Source organism: Georgenia sp., assembly GCF_054605595.1.
Genome location: NZ_JBTSDU010000079.1, coordinates 1 through 14,137, shown reverse-complemented (window position 1 = coordinate 14,137; position 14,137 = coordinate 1). Strand labels below are relative to the sequence as shown.

Sequence of the window (14,137 nt, the reverse complement as noted above, 5' to 3'; positions counted from 1 at the left end):
GCAGACCCCGACCGCTACGTCGTGCTCGACGCTGCCGCGGCGCCCGACCAGATCCACGCCGCGATCATCGAGCGCCTCGAGCCACTCCTGCCCAACGTCGCTGCGCATGCCGACGGTGCTGGTCGGCCCAGGTCCGGCGACTCCGATGGTGCTGGTCGGCCCAGGTCCGGCGACTCCGATGGCGCTGGTCGGCCCAGGTCCGGCGACTCCGATGGCGCTGGTCGGCCCAGGTCCGGCGACTCCGATGGTGCTGGTCGGAGGTCCGGCGACTCCGATGGTGCTGGTCGGCCCAGGTCCGGCGACTCCGATGGTGCTGGTCGGCCCAGGTCCGGCGACACCACCAACGCCCGGCCTGCGCCCGCCGACGCATCAGACGCCACGTCCAGCCAGGCACGCTCATGAGCGTGTGGGACGAGGTCGTCGGCCAGGAGGACGTGGTCGCAACGTTCCGCGCCGCCGTCGACGCCTCCCGCCACGCCGCGGGCGACGCGGCCGCCCGGGCCATGACCCACGCCTGGCTCGTCACCGGCCCCCCGGGCTCCGGCCGGTCGGTCGCGGCGCGTGCGTTCGCCGCAGCCCTGCAGTGCACGGACCCCGACGAGCCGGGCTGCGGCCACTGCCAGGGCTGCACGACGGCGCTCGCCGGCACCCACGGGGACGTCACGCTCGTCGGCACGGAGAAGGTCGTCTTCAGCATCGACGAGATCCGCCCGCTCATCTCCCAGGCCCAGCGCGCCCCCTCCCAGGGGCGGTGGCGCGTGATGCTCATGGAGGACGCGGACCGCATGGTCGAGCGCACCTCCAACGTGCTCCTCAAGGCCATCGAGGAGCCACCCCCGCGCACCGTGTGGGTGCTCTGCGCCCCCAGCCCCGAGGACGTCATCACGACGATCCGCTCCCGCTGCCGCGGCGTGCACCTGCGGGTGCCCGACCCCCGCGCCGTCGCCGACCTGCTGGTCCGCCGCGACGGCGTCGACCCCGCCGTCGCGCTCGGCGCGGCCCGCGCCGCCCAGTCCCACATCGGCCTCGCCCGCCGCCTGGCGCGGGACCCGGACGCCCAGGAGCGACGCCGTCGCCTGCTGGCCGTGCCCACCACCATCCGCGGCGTCGGCGATGCGGTGCTCGCCGCGGCGGACCTCATCGAGACCTCCGCCGCCGACGCCAAGGCCGCCACCGAGGAGCGCGCCGCCGCCGAGAAGGCCTCCCTGCTGCGCACCCTCGGCGCCGAGGCCGGTACCCGCCTCCCGCCGGCGCTGCGCGGTCAGGTCAAGCAGCTCGAGGACGACCAGAAGCGGCGCGCCACCCGCGCCCAGCGGGACGTCCTCGACCGCGCCATGGTCGACCTGCTCTCGCTCTACCGCGACGTGCTGGTGATCCAGCTCGGCGCCGACATCGAGCTCGTCAACGCCGACGCCGCCGAGCACGTCCAGCGCCTCGCCACCGGCTCCACGCCCGAGCAGACGGTGCACCGCATGGACGCCGTCGGGGTGGCCCGCGAACGGCTCGCCGGGAACGTCGCCCCGCTGCTCGCGGTGGAGGCCATGATGGTCGCCCTGCGGCCGCAGGCCTGAGCGTCCGACGACGCCAGGTAACGTGATCGGGTGACCCGCCCGCGGCGTCCGGCCGCCTTCGTCGCCCTGCTCGTGGGCGCCCTCACGCTCGCCGCCTGCACCGGGACCCCGGAGGACCCGCCCACCCCCCAGGTCACCGACCCGATGCCGGCCGTGCCCGAGGCCTTGACGGCCTACTACGACCAGGAGCTCACCTGGCAGGACTGCGGCGACGGCGGGGTGGAGTGCACCGACGTCCTCGTCCCCCTCGACTACGACGACCCGGCCGGCGCCGACATCACCCTCGCCGTCCAGCGGCTGAGGGCGGACGGTGCCGCCATCGGCTCGCTGCTCATCAACCCCGGCGGCCCCGGCAGCCCTGCCACTGACCTGCTCGCCGCCGCCCCCACCATGTTCAGCGCGGACCTGCTGGCGGCGTACGACGTCGTCGCCGTGGACCCGCGCGGGGTGGGCGGGTCCACACCCGTCGACTGCGTCAGCGACCCCGAGCTCGATGTGATCCTCAGCGGCACGAGCGGGACCAGCGACGCCGACGGGATCGCCGAGTACCAGGCCGAGGCCACGGAACTCGCGGCCGAGTGCGCGGCGAGCACCGGCCCGCTCATCACCGAGGTCGACACCGTCTCGGCCGCGCGCGACATGGATGTGGTGCGTCACCTCCTCGGGGAGGCCCGCCTCGACTACCTCGGCTTCTCCTACGGCACCTACCTCGGCGCCGTCTACGCCGAGACATTCCCCGACCGTATGGGCAACTTCGTCCTCGACGGTGCCATGGACCCCAGGCTCGGCCTCCACGAGACCACGCTGGCGCAGGCGGTCGGCTTCGAGAAGGCACTGCACGCGTACGTCGCCGACTGTCTCGAGGGTGCGGAGTGCCCGCTGAGCGGCTCGGTGGACGACGGCGTCGGTCAGGTCGCCACCCTGCTGGACGTCACGGCCGACACCCCGCTCCCGACGTCGGACGGGCGCGAGCTCACCAGTTCCCTCGCGTTCTCCGGCATCTCCCTCCCGTTGTACCAGAGCGAGATCTGGTTCCTCCTCTCGCAGGCCCTCGCACAGGCCATGAACGAGGGTGACGGCTCGATGCTGCTCTACCTCGCCGACCTCTACGCCGGCCGCGCCACGGACGGCACCTACGCAAGCAACACCGTGGAGGCGAACTGGGCGATCAACTGCCTCGACTACGGCGGGGCGGGTGATCCGGCGACGTGGGAGGCCGAGGCCGCCGAGCTCGCCGAGGCCGCGCCCACGTTCGGGCCACTGCTGGCCTACGGCGGCGTGCTCTGCGCCGAATGGCCGGGCGACCCGGTCGGCAACCGTGGTGCGGCGATCACCGCGGCCGGTGCGCCGCCGATCATGGTGGTGGGCACCACCGGCGACCCGGCGACGCCGTACGAGTGGAGCGTGGCCCTGGCCGACCAGCTCGCGAGCGGCTTCCTGGTCACGTACGAGGGGGAGGGACACACCGCCTACGGCCGGTCCAACGAGTGCGTGACCGCCGCGGTCGATGCGTTCCTCATCGACGGGGCGGTCCCCGAGGAGGGCCTGACCTGCTGACAACGGGGCCGGCGTCCCGCTGGCGGCGCGTCCGCCCGGGAGGGGCACGGCGCAGCCCGACCGGGCCGGGCACGCCGCGGCCGCCGGCGGTGCCGCGGCGATCCGTGCCGTACGTCACGCCCGACGCTGCGGACTCGCTTTGTCCGGGGCCCGTCGGCCCAGGTACAGTGGCTCGCGCCGACCACGGGCGTGACCCGGGTCCAGCACGCCGCCTTAGCTCAGTCGGCAGAGCGATTCACTCGTAATGAATAGGTCAAGGGTTCGATTCCCTTAGGCGGCTCAGACGCATGGCCCGGGTCCTCACGGAGCCCGGGCCTTCGTGTCGCGGCGACCGGCGGGCGTGTTGCGGTGGCCGGCGGGCTCGCAAGCCCGGGCATCCTCCCGGCGCTTGTCCCCCAAAGGGGCCGGACCCCGGCCACTTCGTCCTGCCCGTCCCACCACGACCTCCACGAACCCTCGGTGTCGCGCCGTTCGCTGGAATACGCCGCATCAAAGCTGCGCCAGGTGGGGCCACTTCAGGCTGGCACACTCGCGACCGCACCGATCCGTCACTACCCGCCGCGCGACGTGTGCGAATGGGCGCACGGGGACTTGGCGCGCCACTCTCGTATTAAAAGACGGGCTGTCGTGCGTCTGGGCCGATATCACCGGGGAGCGGGCGCGGACCGTTTGCGGCAGCCGGCCGTTTGTGCGATGAGCCACGTTCGATGCGACGAGGCGTTCGACGCGATCCCGCGTGTTCGGTGCGACGACGCGTGTGCGAGCCGTTTCCGTATCATTACAGATCGGAATGTGACCTACGTCGCAATCATGTCGTGAACGTGCGGGGAGCCGAGCGTCGTTGGGCCCCGTCAGGCAGTCGACGGGCAACCAAGGGCGACCATGAAGAACCCTTCTACCTCCGCATCCCGCAACGCGTCCCACATCGGGCAGTCGACGGGTCACCGAGAGCGACCGTGAAGTGCCCGCCTACCTCCAGATCGTGCACCGTGGCCACATGAGGCAGTCGACGGGCCGGGCCCGCGGGTGAGTCCGCCGGCCCGAAAGTCGATCGTGGAAGCCACGTGACGCGCCCAGGTCGTGCCCGTAGACTCGGCCCGTGGATTACCTCGTCGCGCTGCTCCCCTCGATCGGGACCGGATTGCTGTTCTATATCGTGATCCGCGCGATCGTGAACGCCGATCGAAATGAGCGCGAGGCACTGCGCCGGCTCGAAGCAGCCGAGGACGCAAAGGCCACGCCGGGAACCTGGTCGGACAACGCCGTCGGAGCCAACAACATCGCTACCCAGGCGAACAACGCCGGTGCGTCGATCAAGAACGCCATCACGCCGCAGTGACAACTCGGGCCAAAACAAATACGCTCATACCTAGCGCTACGTGAGTGTCGCGCCCGAGGGACGTCGCTCCTTCGGCAAGTCTTTTGACTGAGAAGGAAGATTCCCCATGGTCCAGAGGGTTCAGGTCATGCTCATCGATGACATCGACGGCACGGCTGCGGAAGAGACCGTCACATTCGCGCTCGACGGCATCTCCTACGAGATCGACCTCAGCGCGGCCCACGCCGGTGCGCTGCGCGAGTCCTTCGCCGAGTGGATCGGTCACGCGCGTCGTGCCGGCGGCCGTAAGGTCGCCGCGCGCCGCGGCGGCGCCAAGTCCGCTGCCGGCTCTTCCGACGCCGGCCAGATCCGCGAGTGGGCACGCGAGAACGGCTACGAGGTCTCCGAGCGGGGCCGGATCTCCGCCGAGGTGCGCGAGGCCTACGAGAAAGCCAACTGACCGCGCCTTCCGCGCCGCACGTCGCTGTTCGCCTGAGCGTTGGCGGTGGACCTTGCCGACTCACCGCGCGCTCGGTGCCGGACATCTCACGTCGCGGGTGACGTCGGTCCCCCGCGCACGAAGTCACCCGGATGGAAGAATGCTGCCATGACCTACACCCTGGTACTGCTCCGCCACGGCGAGAGCGAATGGAACGCGAAGAACCTCTTCACCGGCTGGGTGGACGTCCCGCTCTCCGAGAAGGGCGTCGAGGAGGCCACGCGCGGTGGGCAGATGCTCACCGAGGCCGGTGTCTCGCCCGATGTCGTCCACACCTCGCTGCTGCGGCGCGCGATCATGACCGCCAACCTCGCGCTCGACGTCGCCGACCTCCACTGGATCCCCGTCAAGCGCGACTGGCGCCTGAACGAGCGCCACTACGGCGCGCTCCAGGGCAAGAACAAGAAGGAGATCCGGGACGAGTACGGCGAGGAGCAGTTCATGGCGTGGCGGCGCTCCTACGACGTGCCGCCGCCCGCGATCGAGCTGGGCTCGAAGTACTCCCAGGACGCCGAGCCGCGCTACGCGGGTGAGCCCATCCCCCGCAGCGAGTGCCTCAAGGACGTGCTCGAGCGTGCGCTGCCGTACTGGGAGAGCGCGATCGTGCCGGACCTGAAGGCCGGCAAGACGGTGCTCGTCGCCGCGCACGGCAACTCCTTGCGCGCGATCATCAAGCACCTCGACGGCGTCTCGGACGAAGCTATCGCCGGCCTGAACGTGCCCACGGGCATCCCGCTGGTCTACGAGCTGGACGAGAACCTCGAGCCCGTCGTCCCCGGCGGGAAGTACCTCGACCCGACGGCGGCCGCGGCGGCCATCGCGGCCGTGGCCAACCAGGGCAAGTAGCGTTCTCGGCCGTTCCCCCGAACGAGGAGGGCCTGCGCACCGATCCGTGCGGAGGCCCTCCTCGTTCGTGCCGTGCAGCCCGGGTCCGGGGCGGCCCAGTGCAGCCCGGGGCGGCCCCGCTCAGCCGGAGAAGGCCCCCGCCCGGAGGCGACGGTGCCCCGCGGCCCTACCGGCTCAGACCTGGTCGACGGTCTCGGGGTTGTGGACCGCATTGGCCGCGTCGCCGGTGATCAGGTAGGACATGCGGCGCGCGACGGACACCCCGTGGTCACCGAAGCGCTCGAGGTAGCGGCCGACCAGCACGGCGTCCACCAGCTGCTGGCGGGTCAGGCTCTCGTTCTCGTCGAGGACCACCTCGAAGGAGCGGCGGTGCAGCTCGTCGAGGAGGTCGTCCTCACGCTCGATCTCGGCCGCGAGGCTCAGGTCGCGCGTCTCGAGCAGCTCCACCACCTGCTGGCCGACCTTCGACGCCTGGACACCCATCTCCAGGAGGATGTCGTGCATGCGCCCGGTGGTCGCCAGCTCCGGGTACCGCCCACGGGCGACGTAGGCGACGTGGCGGGCGAGGTCGCCCATGCGCTCCAGGGTCGCGGACATCCGCAGGGCCGTGACGACGACCCGCAGGTCCGTGGCGACCGGCGCCTGGCGGGCGAGCAGGGACACGCCACGGTCGTCGAGCTCGCGCTCGCGGGCGTCGATGCGTTCGTCGGCGTCGATGACCTGCTCGGCGAGCCTGAGGTCCGCGGTGCGCATCGCCGTGGTGGCGTGGTCGATGGCCTTGGCCATGTCCCGGGCCATGTCGAGCAGGCCGTCGCGCAGCTCCTGCATCTCGAACTTGAAGATCTCTCGCACGACGACTCCTTCACCGACGGGGCTGCGCCCGGGTGCGGGCACATCGCTACCTACGGTAGCCAAGTGTTGATGCGTGTACGACGCGTGCCCTCGGAGTGAACGTCGGGCGTCCGCCGGGGGCGTTCTCGGTGAACTGCTGGTCGGGGGCCTAACCTCGTGCCGTGGACTCGATCTGGCAGCTCGTGAGCGTCGCACTGCTGGGCGTGGGCGTCGTCGTGGTCGGGCTCGTGGTCGTGGCCTTCCGGTGGAGCGAACGGCGCCGGCACACCGATCCGGATGCGAGCGCGACCTTCGACGGTGACGCCGTCGCCGTCCTGTCGGTGCTGCCCCAGAGCGTCGTCGTCCTCGAGCCCGACGACGACGTCCTGCACGCCAGCGCGTCGGCCTACAGCTACGGCCTCGTCCGTCACGACGCCCTCGCGCACGCCGAGCTGCGCGAGATGGTGGCCCGGCTGCGCCGCGACGGCGAGATCCGCGACGCCGAGCTGACGCTGACCCGGAGCCCCGTCGCGGGTGCCGGGACGCTGCGACTGCAGGTCCGCGTCGCCCCGCTCAAGGACGACCGGGTGCTGCTCCTCGCGGAGGACCGCACCGCGGCCCGGCGAGTGGAGGAGATGCGCCGCGACTTCGTCGCGAACGTCTCCCACGAGCTCAAGACGCCGATCGGGGCCATCGCGCTGCTCGCCGAGACCATCGCCGAGGCTGCCGACAATCCCGACGCGGTCAGGCGCTTCGCCCTCTCGATGGACAAGGAGTCCCGGCGTCTCGCCTCGCTCGTCCAGGAGATCATCGAGCTCTCCCGCCTGCAGGAGCCGGACGCGCTCGTCGAGCCCGAACTCGTCGAGGTCGACGCCGTGGTCGCCGAGGCCGTGGACCGGGTGCGCGTGGAGGCACAGTCCCGCAACGTCACCCTCGTGCTCGGCGGGACCAAGCACCTGCGGGTCTACGGCGACCCGGCGCTCCTGACGACCGCCGTGCGCAACCTCCTCGACAACGCCATCCGGTACGCACCCCCGGTGAGCCGGGTGTCCGTGGGCGTCTCCCGGGCCGACGCACTGGTGCGCATCGCCGTCGTCGACCAGGGCCCCGGTATCCCGACCGACCAGCGCGAGCGCATCTTCGAGCGTTTCTACCGCCTCGACGCGGCCCGATCGCGCGACACCGGTGGCAGCGGTCTCGGCCTGGCGATCGTCAAGCACGTCGCCGCCGACCACGGTGGCCGCGTCGACGTGTGGTCCACCCTCGGCAAGGGGGCGACCTTCACGCTCGTGCTCCCGGAGGCGTCCGAGCAGCGCGATGACCAGCCGACGAGCACGGCCACCGACGAAGAGATGGAGACCTCGCACCCATGACGAAGATCCTGCTGGTCGAGGACGAGCAGTCCTACCGGGACCCCCTGACGTTCAAGCTGGAACGGGACGGGTACGAGGTCATCGCGGTGGCCGACGGGTTCGAGGCGCTCACCGCGTTCGAGCGCGGCGGGATCGACATCGTCCTCCTCGACCTCATGCTCCCGGGCCTGTCCGGCACCGAGGTGTGCCGCCAGCTCCGCCAGCGCAGTACGGTCCCGGTGATCATGCTGACCGCCAAGGACAGTGAGATCGACAAGGTCGTGGGCCTCGAGATCGGCGCCGACGACTACGTCACCCAGCCCTTCTCCTGTCGTGAGCTCGTGGCCCGCGTGCACGCGGTGCTGCGTCGGGGCGGGGCCACCGAGGACGACGTCGAGCCCGCCGTGCTCTCGGCCGGCCGCGTCCGCATGGACGTCGACCGGCACGAGCTCCAGGTCGACGGCGAGCCGGTCGCCATCCCGCTGCGGGAGTTCGAGCTGCTCGAGCTGTTCCTGCGCAACCCGGACCGGGTGCTCACCCGCGGCCAGCTCATCGACCGTATCTGGGGCGCGAACTACGTGGGGGACACCAAGACGCTGGACGTCCACGTCAAGCGGGTGCGTGCCAAGATCGAGGTCGACCCGGCCCGCCCCACGATGCTGCAGACCGTGCGCGGCCTGGGCTACAAGCTCGTCACCCCGCCGGCGTAGCGGCGGCGAGAGCACGGGGGCCGGGCCCGCCACGTGGACGCCCTGGCCCCGCCCCGGCTGCGAACTAGGCCCCGGCGAGGTACTCGTCGTAGGGCGGGATGGTGCCGTCGAGCACCGGGACGGCGACGGCGACGTCGCCCGAACCGGTGGCACCGATGAGCGAGTCGAGCATGGCACCCGGGGCGACGGCGACCTCGGCCAGGGAGATGCCGGCGTCGGTGAGGTTGACGGTCTCCCCGGCGGCCACGCCGACGGGGATCGTGCTGCCACCCTCGCCGAGGGCGAGCGTGACCTCCACGTCCTGCTCCGAGCGGTTGACGACGGCGCCGAGCACGTGCCCCACCTCGCCCTCCCCCGTGGTCAGGACCATGAGGTTCTCGACGGAGACGCGGTCGGCGACCTCGACCCGCACGCCGTCGCTCGGTGCGTAGGGCCCCTGGGTGGTGATGGGGTTCACGACCGAGCACCCGGCCAGGGCGAGCGAACCGACGACGAGAGCCGCGGCGGCGAGCGGTGTGCGGCGGAAGGTGCGGGCCACGGAGATCTCCTTCGATGAATCAGGGCGGAGCCGGGGCAGTCCTCCTGCGGGACATCCGCAGCGCTCCTCGGTCGGAGATTACCGTCAGAGCTCGTATCGGAACAGGCGAGTTGCTCCTGAACCGGCCGAAAGCCCCGGGATTTGGCCATTTTGCCGTGTTAGAATCGACCATCTTCGACTAAGGGAGCACCAGGAAATGACTTTCGCCGTCGGCGAGACCGTCGTGTACCCGCACCATGGCGCGGCGCTGATCGAGGACATCTCCACCCGCACCATCCGTGGTGAGGAGAAGGTCTACCTTCACCTCCGGGTCGCCCAGGGGGACCTCACCATCCAGGTCCCCGCCGAGAACGTCGACCTCGTCGGCGTCCGCGACGTCGTCGGCTCCGAGGGTCTCGAGAAGGTGTTCGAGGTGCTGCGCGCCCCGTACACCGAAGAGCCCACCAACTGGTCCCGGCGGTACAAGGCCAACGTCGAGAAGATCGCCTCCGGCGACATCATCAAGGTCTCCGAGGTGGTCCGGGACCTCTCCCGCCGCGACTCCGACCGCGGCCTGTCCGCCGGCGAGAAGCGCATGCTGGCCAAGGCCCGCCAGATCCTCGTCTCCGAGCTCGCCCTCGCGGAGAAGACCGAGGAGGACAAGGCCGAGGCCCGCCTCGACGAGGTCCTCGCGTCCTGAGCACCGCCGCCGTCCTCACCGCCGCGGGATCCGGTACCCGCCTCGGCGCCGCCGTCCCCAAGGCTCTCGTGGAGCTGGCCGGCGTCCCGCTCGTGGTGCGTGCCGCTCAGGGGCTCGCGCTCGCCCGCTGCCTGAGCATCGTCGTCATCACCGTCCCCCCGCACGAGGTGCGGGGGTTCACGGCCCTCTTCCCGGCCGGGTACGTGCCCGGCACGCAGCTGCCCGCCGTGATCGTGCCCGGCGGGTCGACGAGGCAGGCCTCCGTGGCCGCGGGGCTCGCGGCCCTGGGGGCGGACGTCGACGTCGTCCTGGTCCACGACGCCGCCCGGTGCTTGACGCCCGCGGCCCTGATCCGTGACGTCGAGGCCGCCGTCCGGGCCGGGCACCCGGCCGTCGTCCCGGCGCTGCCGGTGACCGACACCGTCAAGCGCGTCGGGCCCGCCGACGCCGCCGGCGCCGAGCCGGTCGAGGACACCCTGGACCGGGGCGCGCTGCGCGCCGTCCAGACGCCGCAGGGATTCGACCGCGCCCTGCTCGAGCGGGCCCACGCCGTCGGCGGCGCCCGCGCCGCGGACGAGCAGACGGCCGCCTCGGACGACGCCGGCCTCGTCGAGGCGCTCGGGGAGCGGGTGTGGGTCATCCCCGGCCACGAGCGGGCCATGAAGATCACCACGGCGCGCGACCTCGCGTTGGCCACGGTCCTGCTGGAGCGGTCGGCGCCACTAACCTGAGCGCCATGGAGCTGCCGCGCACGGGGATCGGGACCGACGTCCACGCGTTCGCCGCCGAGGGCTCGGGCCGGCCGATGCGCCTGGCGTGCCTGACGTGGCCCGGGACCGGTCTCGAGGGGCACTCCGACGCCGACGTCGCCGCGCACGCCGCGTGCGACGCCCTCCTCTCCGCGGCCGGGCTGGGGGACCTCGGTGCCCGGTTCGGCACCGACGACCCGCGCTGGTCGGGCGCCTCCGGGGCCGACCTGCTCGAGGAGACGGCGCGGCTGGTGCGGGACGCCGGTTACGAGATCGGCAACGTGGCGGTCCAGGTCATCGGGGCCCGCCCGAAGATCGGCCCGCGCCGCGAGGCGGCCGAGCGGGCGATGGCGGAGGCGATCGACGCGTCCGTCTCGCTCAGCGCCACCACCACCGACGGCCTCGGGTTCACCGGCCGCGACGAGGGCGTGGCCGCGGTCGCGACCGCCCTGGTGGTGCCGGCGCCGCCGCGGGTGGCCTGACTCAGCCGCGCTTGGAGGTCACGCCCGGGATGCGCAGCGGCCAGATGGCGACGAGCCCCAGCGTCAGCGTGATGACGATGCCGAGCATGCCCATGCGCGCCCCGGCGAGGAAGGTGAACAGGGCGATCAGGGCGGGGGAGATGAAGCTGACCGCGCGCCCGGCGGTGGCGTAGAGCCCGAACGTCTCGTTGACGTCCGCCGGCGGGACGATGCGGGTCAGCAGCGTGCGGGACGCCGACTGCACCGCCCCCACCAGCGAGGCGATCCCGAGGCCGAAGGCCCAGAACACCCAGGTGGCGGGAATCGCGACGATCACGATGCCGAACAGGATCATCGCGCTCAGCGACCCGACGATCACCGGCCGCGGGCCCAGGTGGTCGTCCACCCGGCCGAAGACCCAGGTGCCGATCGCGGCGACCACGTTGGCGGCGATGCCGAAGACCACGACCTCGGACGTGCTCATCCCGTAGGAGGACGCGGCGATGACGCCGGCGAACGCGAACACCGCTCCGAGGCCGTCGCGGTAGATGGCGGACGCCAGCAGGAAGTGCAGCATGTGCCGCTCCGAGCGCCACATGCGCACCACCCGGGCGGCGATCTCGCGGTAGATCTGCACCGGGCGGAACTTCTCCCGGACCCGCTGCGCCTCCGGCACCTCGGTCGGCCCCCAGAGCATCACGGGGATCGAGAACACCAGGAACCACGCCGCGCAGAACAGTGCGACGGCCCGGGCGTTCTGGGCGTCCTGGGTGGGGATGCCCACCATGCCGCCGTCCTGGATGAACCCGAACAGGGAGATGACCAGGGCGATGACACCGCCGACGTACCCCAGCGCCCACGCCGTCCCGGAGATCCGGCCCACCGTCGACGGGGTGGAGATCTGCAGCAGCATGCCGTTGTAGAACACCCCGGCGATCTCCGCGATCACGGACGCGAGCGCGATGAGGGTCACCCCGAGCACGAGGTAGGAGTTCTCGGGCTTGACGAACCACATCGCCGCCATCGTGCCGACGACGGCGAGGGTCGAGACCGTCAGCAGCAGCCGCCGGTTGCGGACCCGGTCCGCCCACGCGCCCATGAGCGGGGCCAGGAGGGCGACGGCGATGCCTGCGATCGTCTGCGCGTTGGAGTAGACCTGCTGGCCGTTCTGCGCGTCCGCGGCCACCGTCCCGGTGACGTACACCGAGAACACGAAGGAGAGGATCACCGTGTTGAAGGCGTTCGAGCCGAGGTCCCACAGGCTCCACGCGGCCACGGTGCGCCGCGGGGCCGGCTGCTGCTCCGCCGTCGGGACGCGTTGGATGTTGGTCACGGGGCGCACCGTAGCGTGCCGCGGTGACATCACCGTGAACGCGCGCCCGGGTAGCCTGGGCCCGTGACCTTGCGACTCTACGACTCCGCCACCAGGTCGGTCCGGCCGCTGACCCCGCTCGTGCCCGGCAAGGTCGGCATCTACCTGTGCGGCGCGACCGTGCAGGGTGCCCCGCACGTCGGCCACATGCGCGCCTCGATCGCCTTCGACGTGCTCGTGCGCTGGCTGCGCCGCCGCGGCGACGACGTCACCCTGATCCGCAACGTCACCGACATCGACGACAAGATCCTCACCAAGTCCGCCGCCGCCGGCGTGCCGTGGTGGGCGTGGGCCTACCGCTTCGAGCAGGAGTTCACCGACGCCTACGACGCCCTCGGTGTGGACCGCCCCACCTACGAGCCGCGCGCCACCGGGCACGTGACGGAGATGGTCGAGCTCGTCGAGCGCCTCCTCGAGCGCGGCCACGCCTACCGCGGCGCGGAGGGCAACGTCTACTTCGCCGTCCGCTCCCTGCCCGACTACGGCTCCCTGACCCACCAGTCCCTCGAGAACCTGTCCGTCAGCGAGGAGGACGACGGCGAGCCGGACAAGCGCGACCCGCACGACTTCGCCCTGTGGAAGGCCGTCAAGCCCGGCGAGCCGGCGACGGCGGCCTGGCCCACCCCGTTCGGGCGCGGCCGGCCGGGCTGGCACCTGGAGTGCTCCGCCATGGCGCACCGCTACCTGGGCGAGACGTTCGACATCCACGGCGGCGGCATCGACCTGCGCTTCCCCCACCACGAGAACGAGCAGGCCCAGTCCCACGCCGCCGGCCACGCCTTCGCCCGCCACTGGGTCCACAACGCCTGGGTGACCACGGGCGGGGAGAAGATGAGCAAGTCCCTGGGCAACTCCCTGGTGGTCGCCGAGGTGCTGCGCAGGACCCCGGCAGCGGTGCTGCGCTTCGCGCTGGGCACCGTGCACTACCGCTCCACCGTGGAGTTCTCCGACGCCACGCTCGCCGAGGCGACCAGCACCTGGGAGCGTCTGTCCGGGTTCGTCGCCCGTGCGGTCGAGGCGGTCGGCGAGGTCCCCGCCGCGGAGGTCGCCGCCGTCGGCCCCGCCGAGCTGCCGGTCGCGTTCGTCGAGGCGCTCGACGACGACCTCAACCTCTCGGCCGCGCTCGCCGTGGTCCACGAGCACCTGCGGGCGGGCAACACCGCCCTGGCCGAGCGCGACGACGTCAGCGCCCGGTCGGCACAGCTGCAGGTTCGTGCCATGCTCGACGTGCTGGGCCTGGACCCGCTCGCCGAGCCCTGGCGGCGCCAGGGCGGCGCGGGCGGCCTGGACGGCGCGGCGCACGCCGCACTGGACGGCCTTGTCAGTGCCGTGCTGGAGGATCGGGTCGAGGCACGCAGAGCGAAGGACTGGGCACGCGCGGACGAGCTGCGCGACCGCCTGCAGGCGGCGGGCATCGTCGTGGAGGACTCCGCCACCGGAGCACGGTGGCAGCTGAAGGGGAAGAGCTGATGGCGGGAAATTCGCAGCGACGCGGTGCGGTGCGCAAGCCCGGCTCCAAGAAGGGCCAGACCGTCGGATCCGGGGGGCAGCGCCGTCGTGCGCTCGAGGGCAAGGGCCCCACACCCAAGGCGACCGAGCGGCCGTACCACCCGGCCGCCAAGCGCAAGGCCGCATCGGGGAAGGCGGTGGACAA

Annotated in this window: 14 protein-coding genes, 1 tRNA gene and 1 pseudogene; 13 read left to right on the top strand and 3 right to left on the bottom strand. The window is 72.0% G+C overall.

Translation table 11 applies throughout. The annotated features are described in order from the left end of the window. Nucleotides 1-398 precede the first annotated feature (398 nt). The 6 genes from ACYC1Z_RS10070 to ACYC1Z_RS10045 all read left to right on the top strand — a co-directional run bounded on the left by ACYC1Z_RS10070 (nucleotide 399) and on the right by ACYC1Z_RS10045 (nucleotide 5,791). On the top strand, nucleotides 399-1,571 hold the full coding sequence (locus ACYC1Z_RS10070; RefSeq protein WP_461409387.1) for a DNA polymerase III subunit delta': 1,173 nt from the start codon (nucleotides 399-401) through the stop codon (nucleotides 1,569-1,571). A 30-nt stretch (nucleotides 1,572-1,601) separates the two neighbouring features. Next, nucleotides 1,602-3,128 (top strand): alpha/beta hydrolase, encoded by a 1,527-nt coding sequence (locus ACYC1Z_RS10065; RefSeq protein ID WP_461409386.1) that lies wholly within the window; start codon nucleotides 1,602-1,604, stop codon nucleotides 3,126-3,128. 207 nt (nucleotides 3,129-3,335) lie between these two features. Beyond that, nucleotides 3,336-3,408, top strand: a tRNA-Thr gene (locus tag ACYC1Z_RS10060). 819 nt (nucleotides 3,409-4,227) lie between these two features. Next, on the top strand, nucleotides 4,228-4,467 hold the full coding sequence (locus tag ACYC1Z_RS10055) for a hypothetical protein (RefSeq protein ID WP_461409385.1): 240 nt from the start codon (nucleotides 4,228-4,230) through the stop codon (nucleotides 4,465-4,467). A gap of 106 nt (nucleotides 4,468-4,573) precedes the next feature. Continuing rightward, nucleotides 4,574-4,906 carry a histone-like nucleoid-structuring protein Lsr2 gene (locus ACYC1Z_RS10050; RefSeq protein ID WP_461409384.1) on the top strand — a complete coding sequence of 111 codons (333 nt, stop codon included), beginning with the start codon at nucleotides 4,574-4,576 and terminating at the stop codon, nucleotides 4,904-4,906. A 147-nt stretch (nucleotides 4,907-5,053) separates the two neighbouring features. Further along, the gene (locus tag ACYC1Z_RS10045) at nucleotides 5,054-5,791 is read left to right on the top strand and encodes a phosphoglyceromutase (protein ID WP_461409383.1); all 738 of its coding nucleotides are present in this window, start codon (nucleotides 5,054-5,056) and stop codon (nucleotides 5,789-5,791) included. A 174-nt stretch (nucleotides 5,792-5,965) separates the two neighbouring features. On the opposite strand, the gene phoU is transcribed toward ACYC1Z_RS10045, so the two are convergent. Further along, nucleotides 5,966-6,643, bottom strand: a complete 678-nt coding sequence (gene phoU, locus ACYC1Z_RS10040; RefSeq protein ID WP_461409382.1) for a phosphate signaling complex protein PhoU — start codon at nucleotides 6,641-6,643, stop codon at nucleotides 5,966-5,968. 161 nt (nucleotides 6,644-6,804) lie between these two features. Between phoU and ACYC1Z_RS10035 the strand changes: the two genes are divergently transcribed. Together ACYC1Z_RS10035 and ACYC1Z_RS10030 are read left to right on the top strand one after the other, a co-directional pair. Next, nucleotides 6,805-7,995: a sensor histidine kinase gene (locus ACYC1Z_RS10035; protein WP_461409381.1), complete on the top strand. Its 1,191-nt coding sequence runs from the start codon at nucleotides 6,805-6,807 to the stop codon at nucleotides 7,993-7,995. Continuing rightward, nucleotides 7,992-8,684, top strand: a complete 693-nt coding sequence (locus ACYC1Z_RS10030; protein ID WP_461409380.1) for a response regulator — start codon at nucleotides 7,992-7,994, stop codon at nucleotides 8,682-8,684. Before ACYC1Z_RS10035 ends, ACYC1Z_RS10030 begins: the two co-directional genes overlap by 4 nt. A gap of 64 nt (nucleotides 8,685-8,748) precedes the next feature. Here ACYC1Z_RS10030 and ACYC1Z_RS10025 read toward each other — a convergent pair whose 3' ends face one another. After that, nucleotides 8,749-9,222, bottom strand: a complete 474-nt coding sequence (locus ACYC1Z_RS10025; protein WP_461409379.1) for a hypothetical protein — start codon at nucleotides 9,220-9,222, stop codon at nucleotides 8,749-8,751. Nucleotides 9,223-9,418: 196 nt separating this feature from the next. On the opposite strand from ACYC1Z_RS10025, the gene ACYC1Z_RS10020 reads away from it, so the two are divergent. The 3 genes from ACYC1Z_RS10020 to ispF are packed head-to-tail and all read left to right on the top strand — an operon-like array spanning nucleotide 9,419 to nucleotide 11,132. Further along, nucleotides 9,419-9,901, top strand: a complete 483-nt coding sequence (locus ACYC1Z_RS10020; protein WP_461409378.1) for a CarD family transcriptional regulator — start codon at nucleotides 9,419-9,421, stop codon at nucleotides 9,899-9,901. Beyond that, nucleotides 9,898-10,632, top strand: coding sequence for a 2-C-methyl-D-erythritol 4-phosphate cytidylyltransferase (gene ispD, locus ACYC1Z_RS10015; protein WP_461409388.1), 735 nt, complete (start codon nucleotides 9,898-9,900; stop codon nucleotides 10,630-10,632). Before ACYC1Z_RS10020 ends, ispD begins: the two co-directional genes overlap by 4 nt. 5 nt (nucleotides 10,633-10,637) lie before the next feature. Further along, on the top strand, nucleotides 10,638-11,132 hold the full coding sequence (gene ispF / locus ACYC1Z_RS10010) for a 2-C-methyl-D-erythritol 2,4-cyclodiphosphate synthase (RefSeq protein ID WP_461409377.1): 495 nt from the start codon (nucleotides 10,638-10,640) through the stop codon (nucleotides 11,130-11,132). A gap of 1 nt (nucleotide 11,133) precedes the next feature. On the opposite strand, the gene ACYC1Z_RS10005 is transcribed toward ispF, so the two are convergent. Next, nucleotides 11,134-12,444 carry an MFS transporter gene (locus tag ACYC1Z_RS10005; protein WP_461409376.1) on the bottom strand — a complete coding sequence of 437 codons (1,311 nt, stop codon included), beginning with the start codon at nucleotides 12,442-12,444 and terminating at the stop codon, nucleotides 11,134-11,136. 63 nt (nucleotides 12,445-12,507) lie between these two features. On the opposite strand from ACYC1Z_RS10005, the gene cysS reads away from it, so the two are divergent. Further along, the gene (gene cysS, locus ACYC1Z_RS10000) at nucleotides 12,508-13,953 is read left to right on the top strand and encodes a cysteine--tRNA ligase (RefSeq protein ID WP_461409375.1); all 1,446 of its coding nucleotides are present in this window, start codon (nucleotides 12,508-12,510) and stop codon (nucleotides 13,951-13,953) included. Continuing rightward, nucleotides 13,953-14,137 (top strand): annotated as a pseudogene (locus tag ACYC1Z_RS09995) (23S rRNA (guanosine(2251)-2'-O)-methyltransferase RlmB); the annotation flags it as partial. The gene cysS and the pseudogene ACYC1Z_RS09995, both read left to right, overlap by 1 nt.

Coding starts and splice junctions, on each gene's coding strand:
- ACYC1Z_RS10070 (WP_461409387.1), top strand. CDS start 399: ATGAGCGTGTGGGACGAGGTCGTCGGCCAGGAGGACGTGGTCGCAACG.
- ACYC1Z_RS10050 (WP_461409384.1), top strand. CDS start 4,574: ATGGTCCAGAGGGTTCAGGTCATGCTCATCGATGACATCGACGGCACG.
- ACYC1Z_RS10045 (WP_461409383.1), top strand. CDS start 5,054: ATGACCTACACCCTGGTACTGCTCCGCCACGGCGAGAGCGAATGGAAC.
- ACYC1Z_RS10030 (WP_461409380.1), top strand. CDS start 7,992: ATGACGAAGATCCTGCTGGTCGAGGACGAGCAGTCCTACCGGGACCCC.
- ACYC1Z_RS10020 (WP_461409378.1), top strand. CDS start 9,419: ATGACTTTCGCCGTCGGCGAGACCGTCGTGTACCCGCACCATGGCGCG.
- ispF (WP_461409377.1), top strand. CDS start 10,638: ATGGAGCTGCCGCGCACGGGGATCGGGACCGACGTCCACGCGTTCGCC.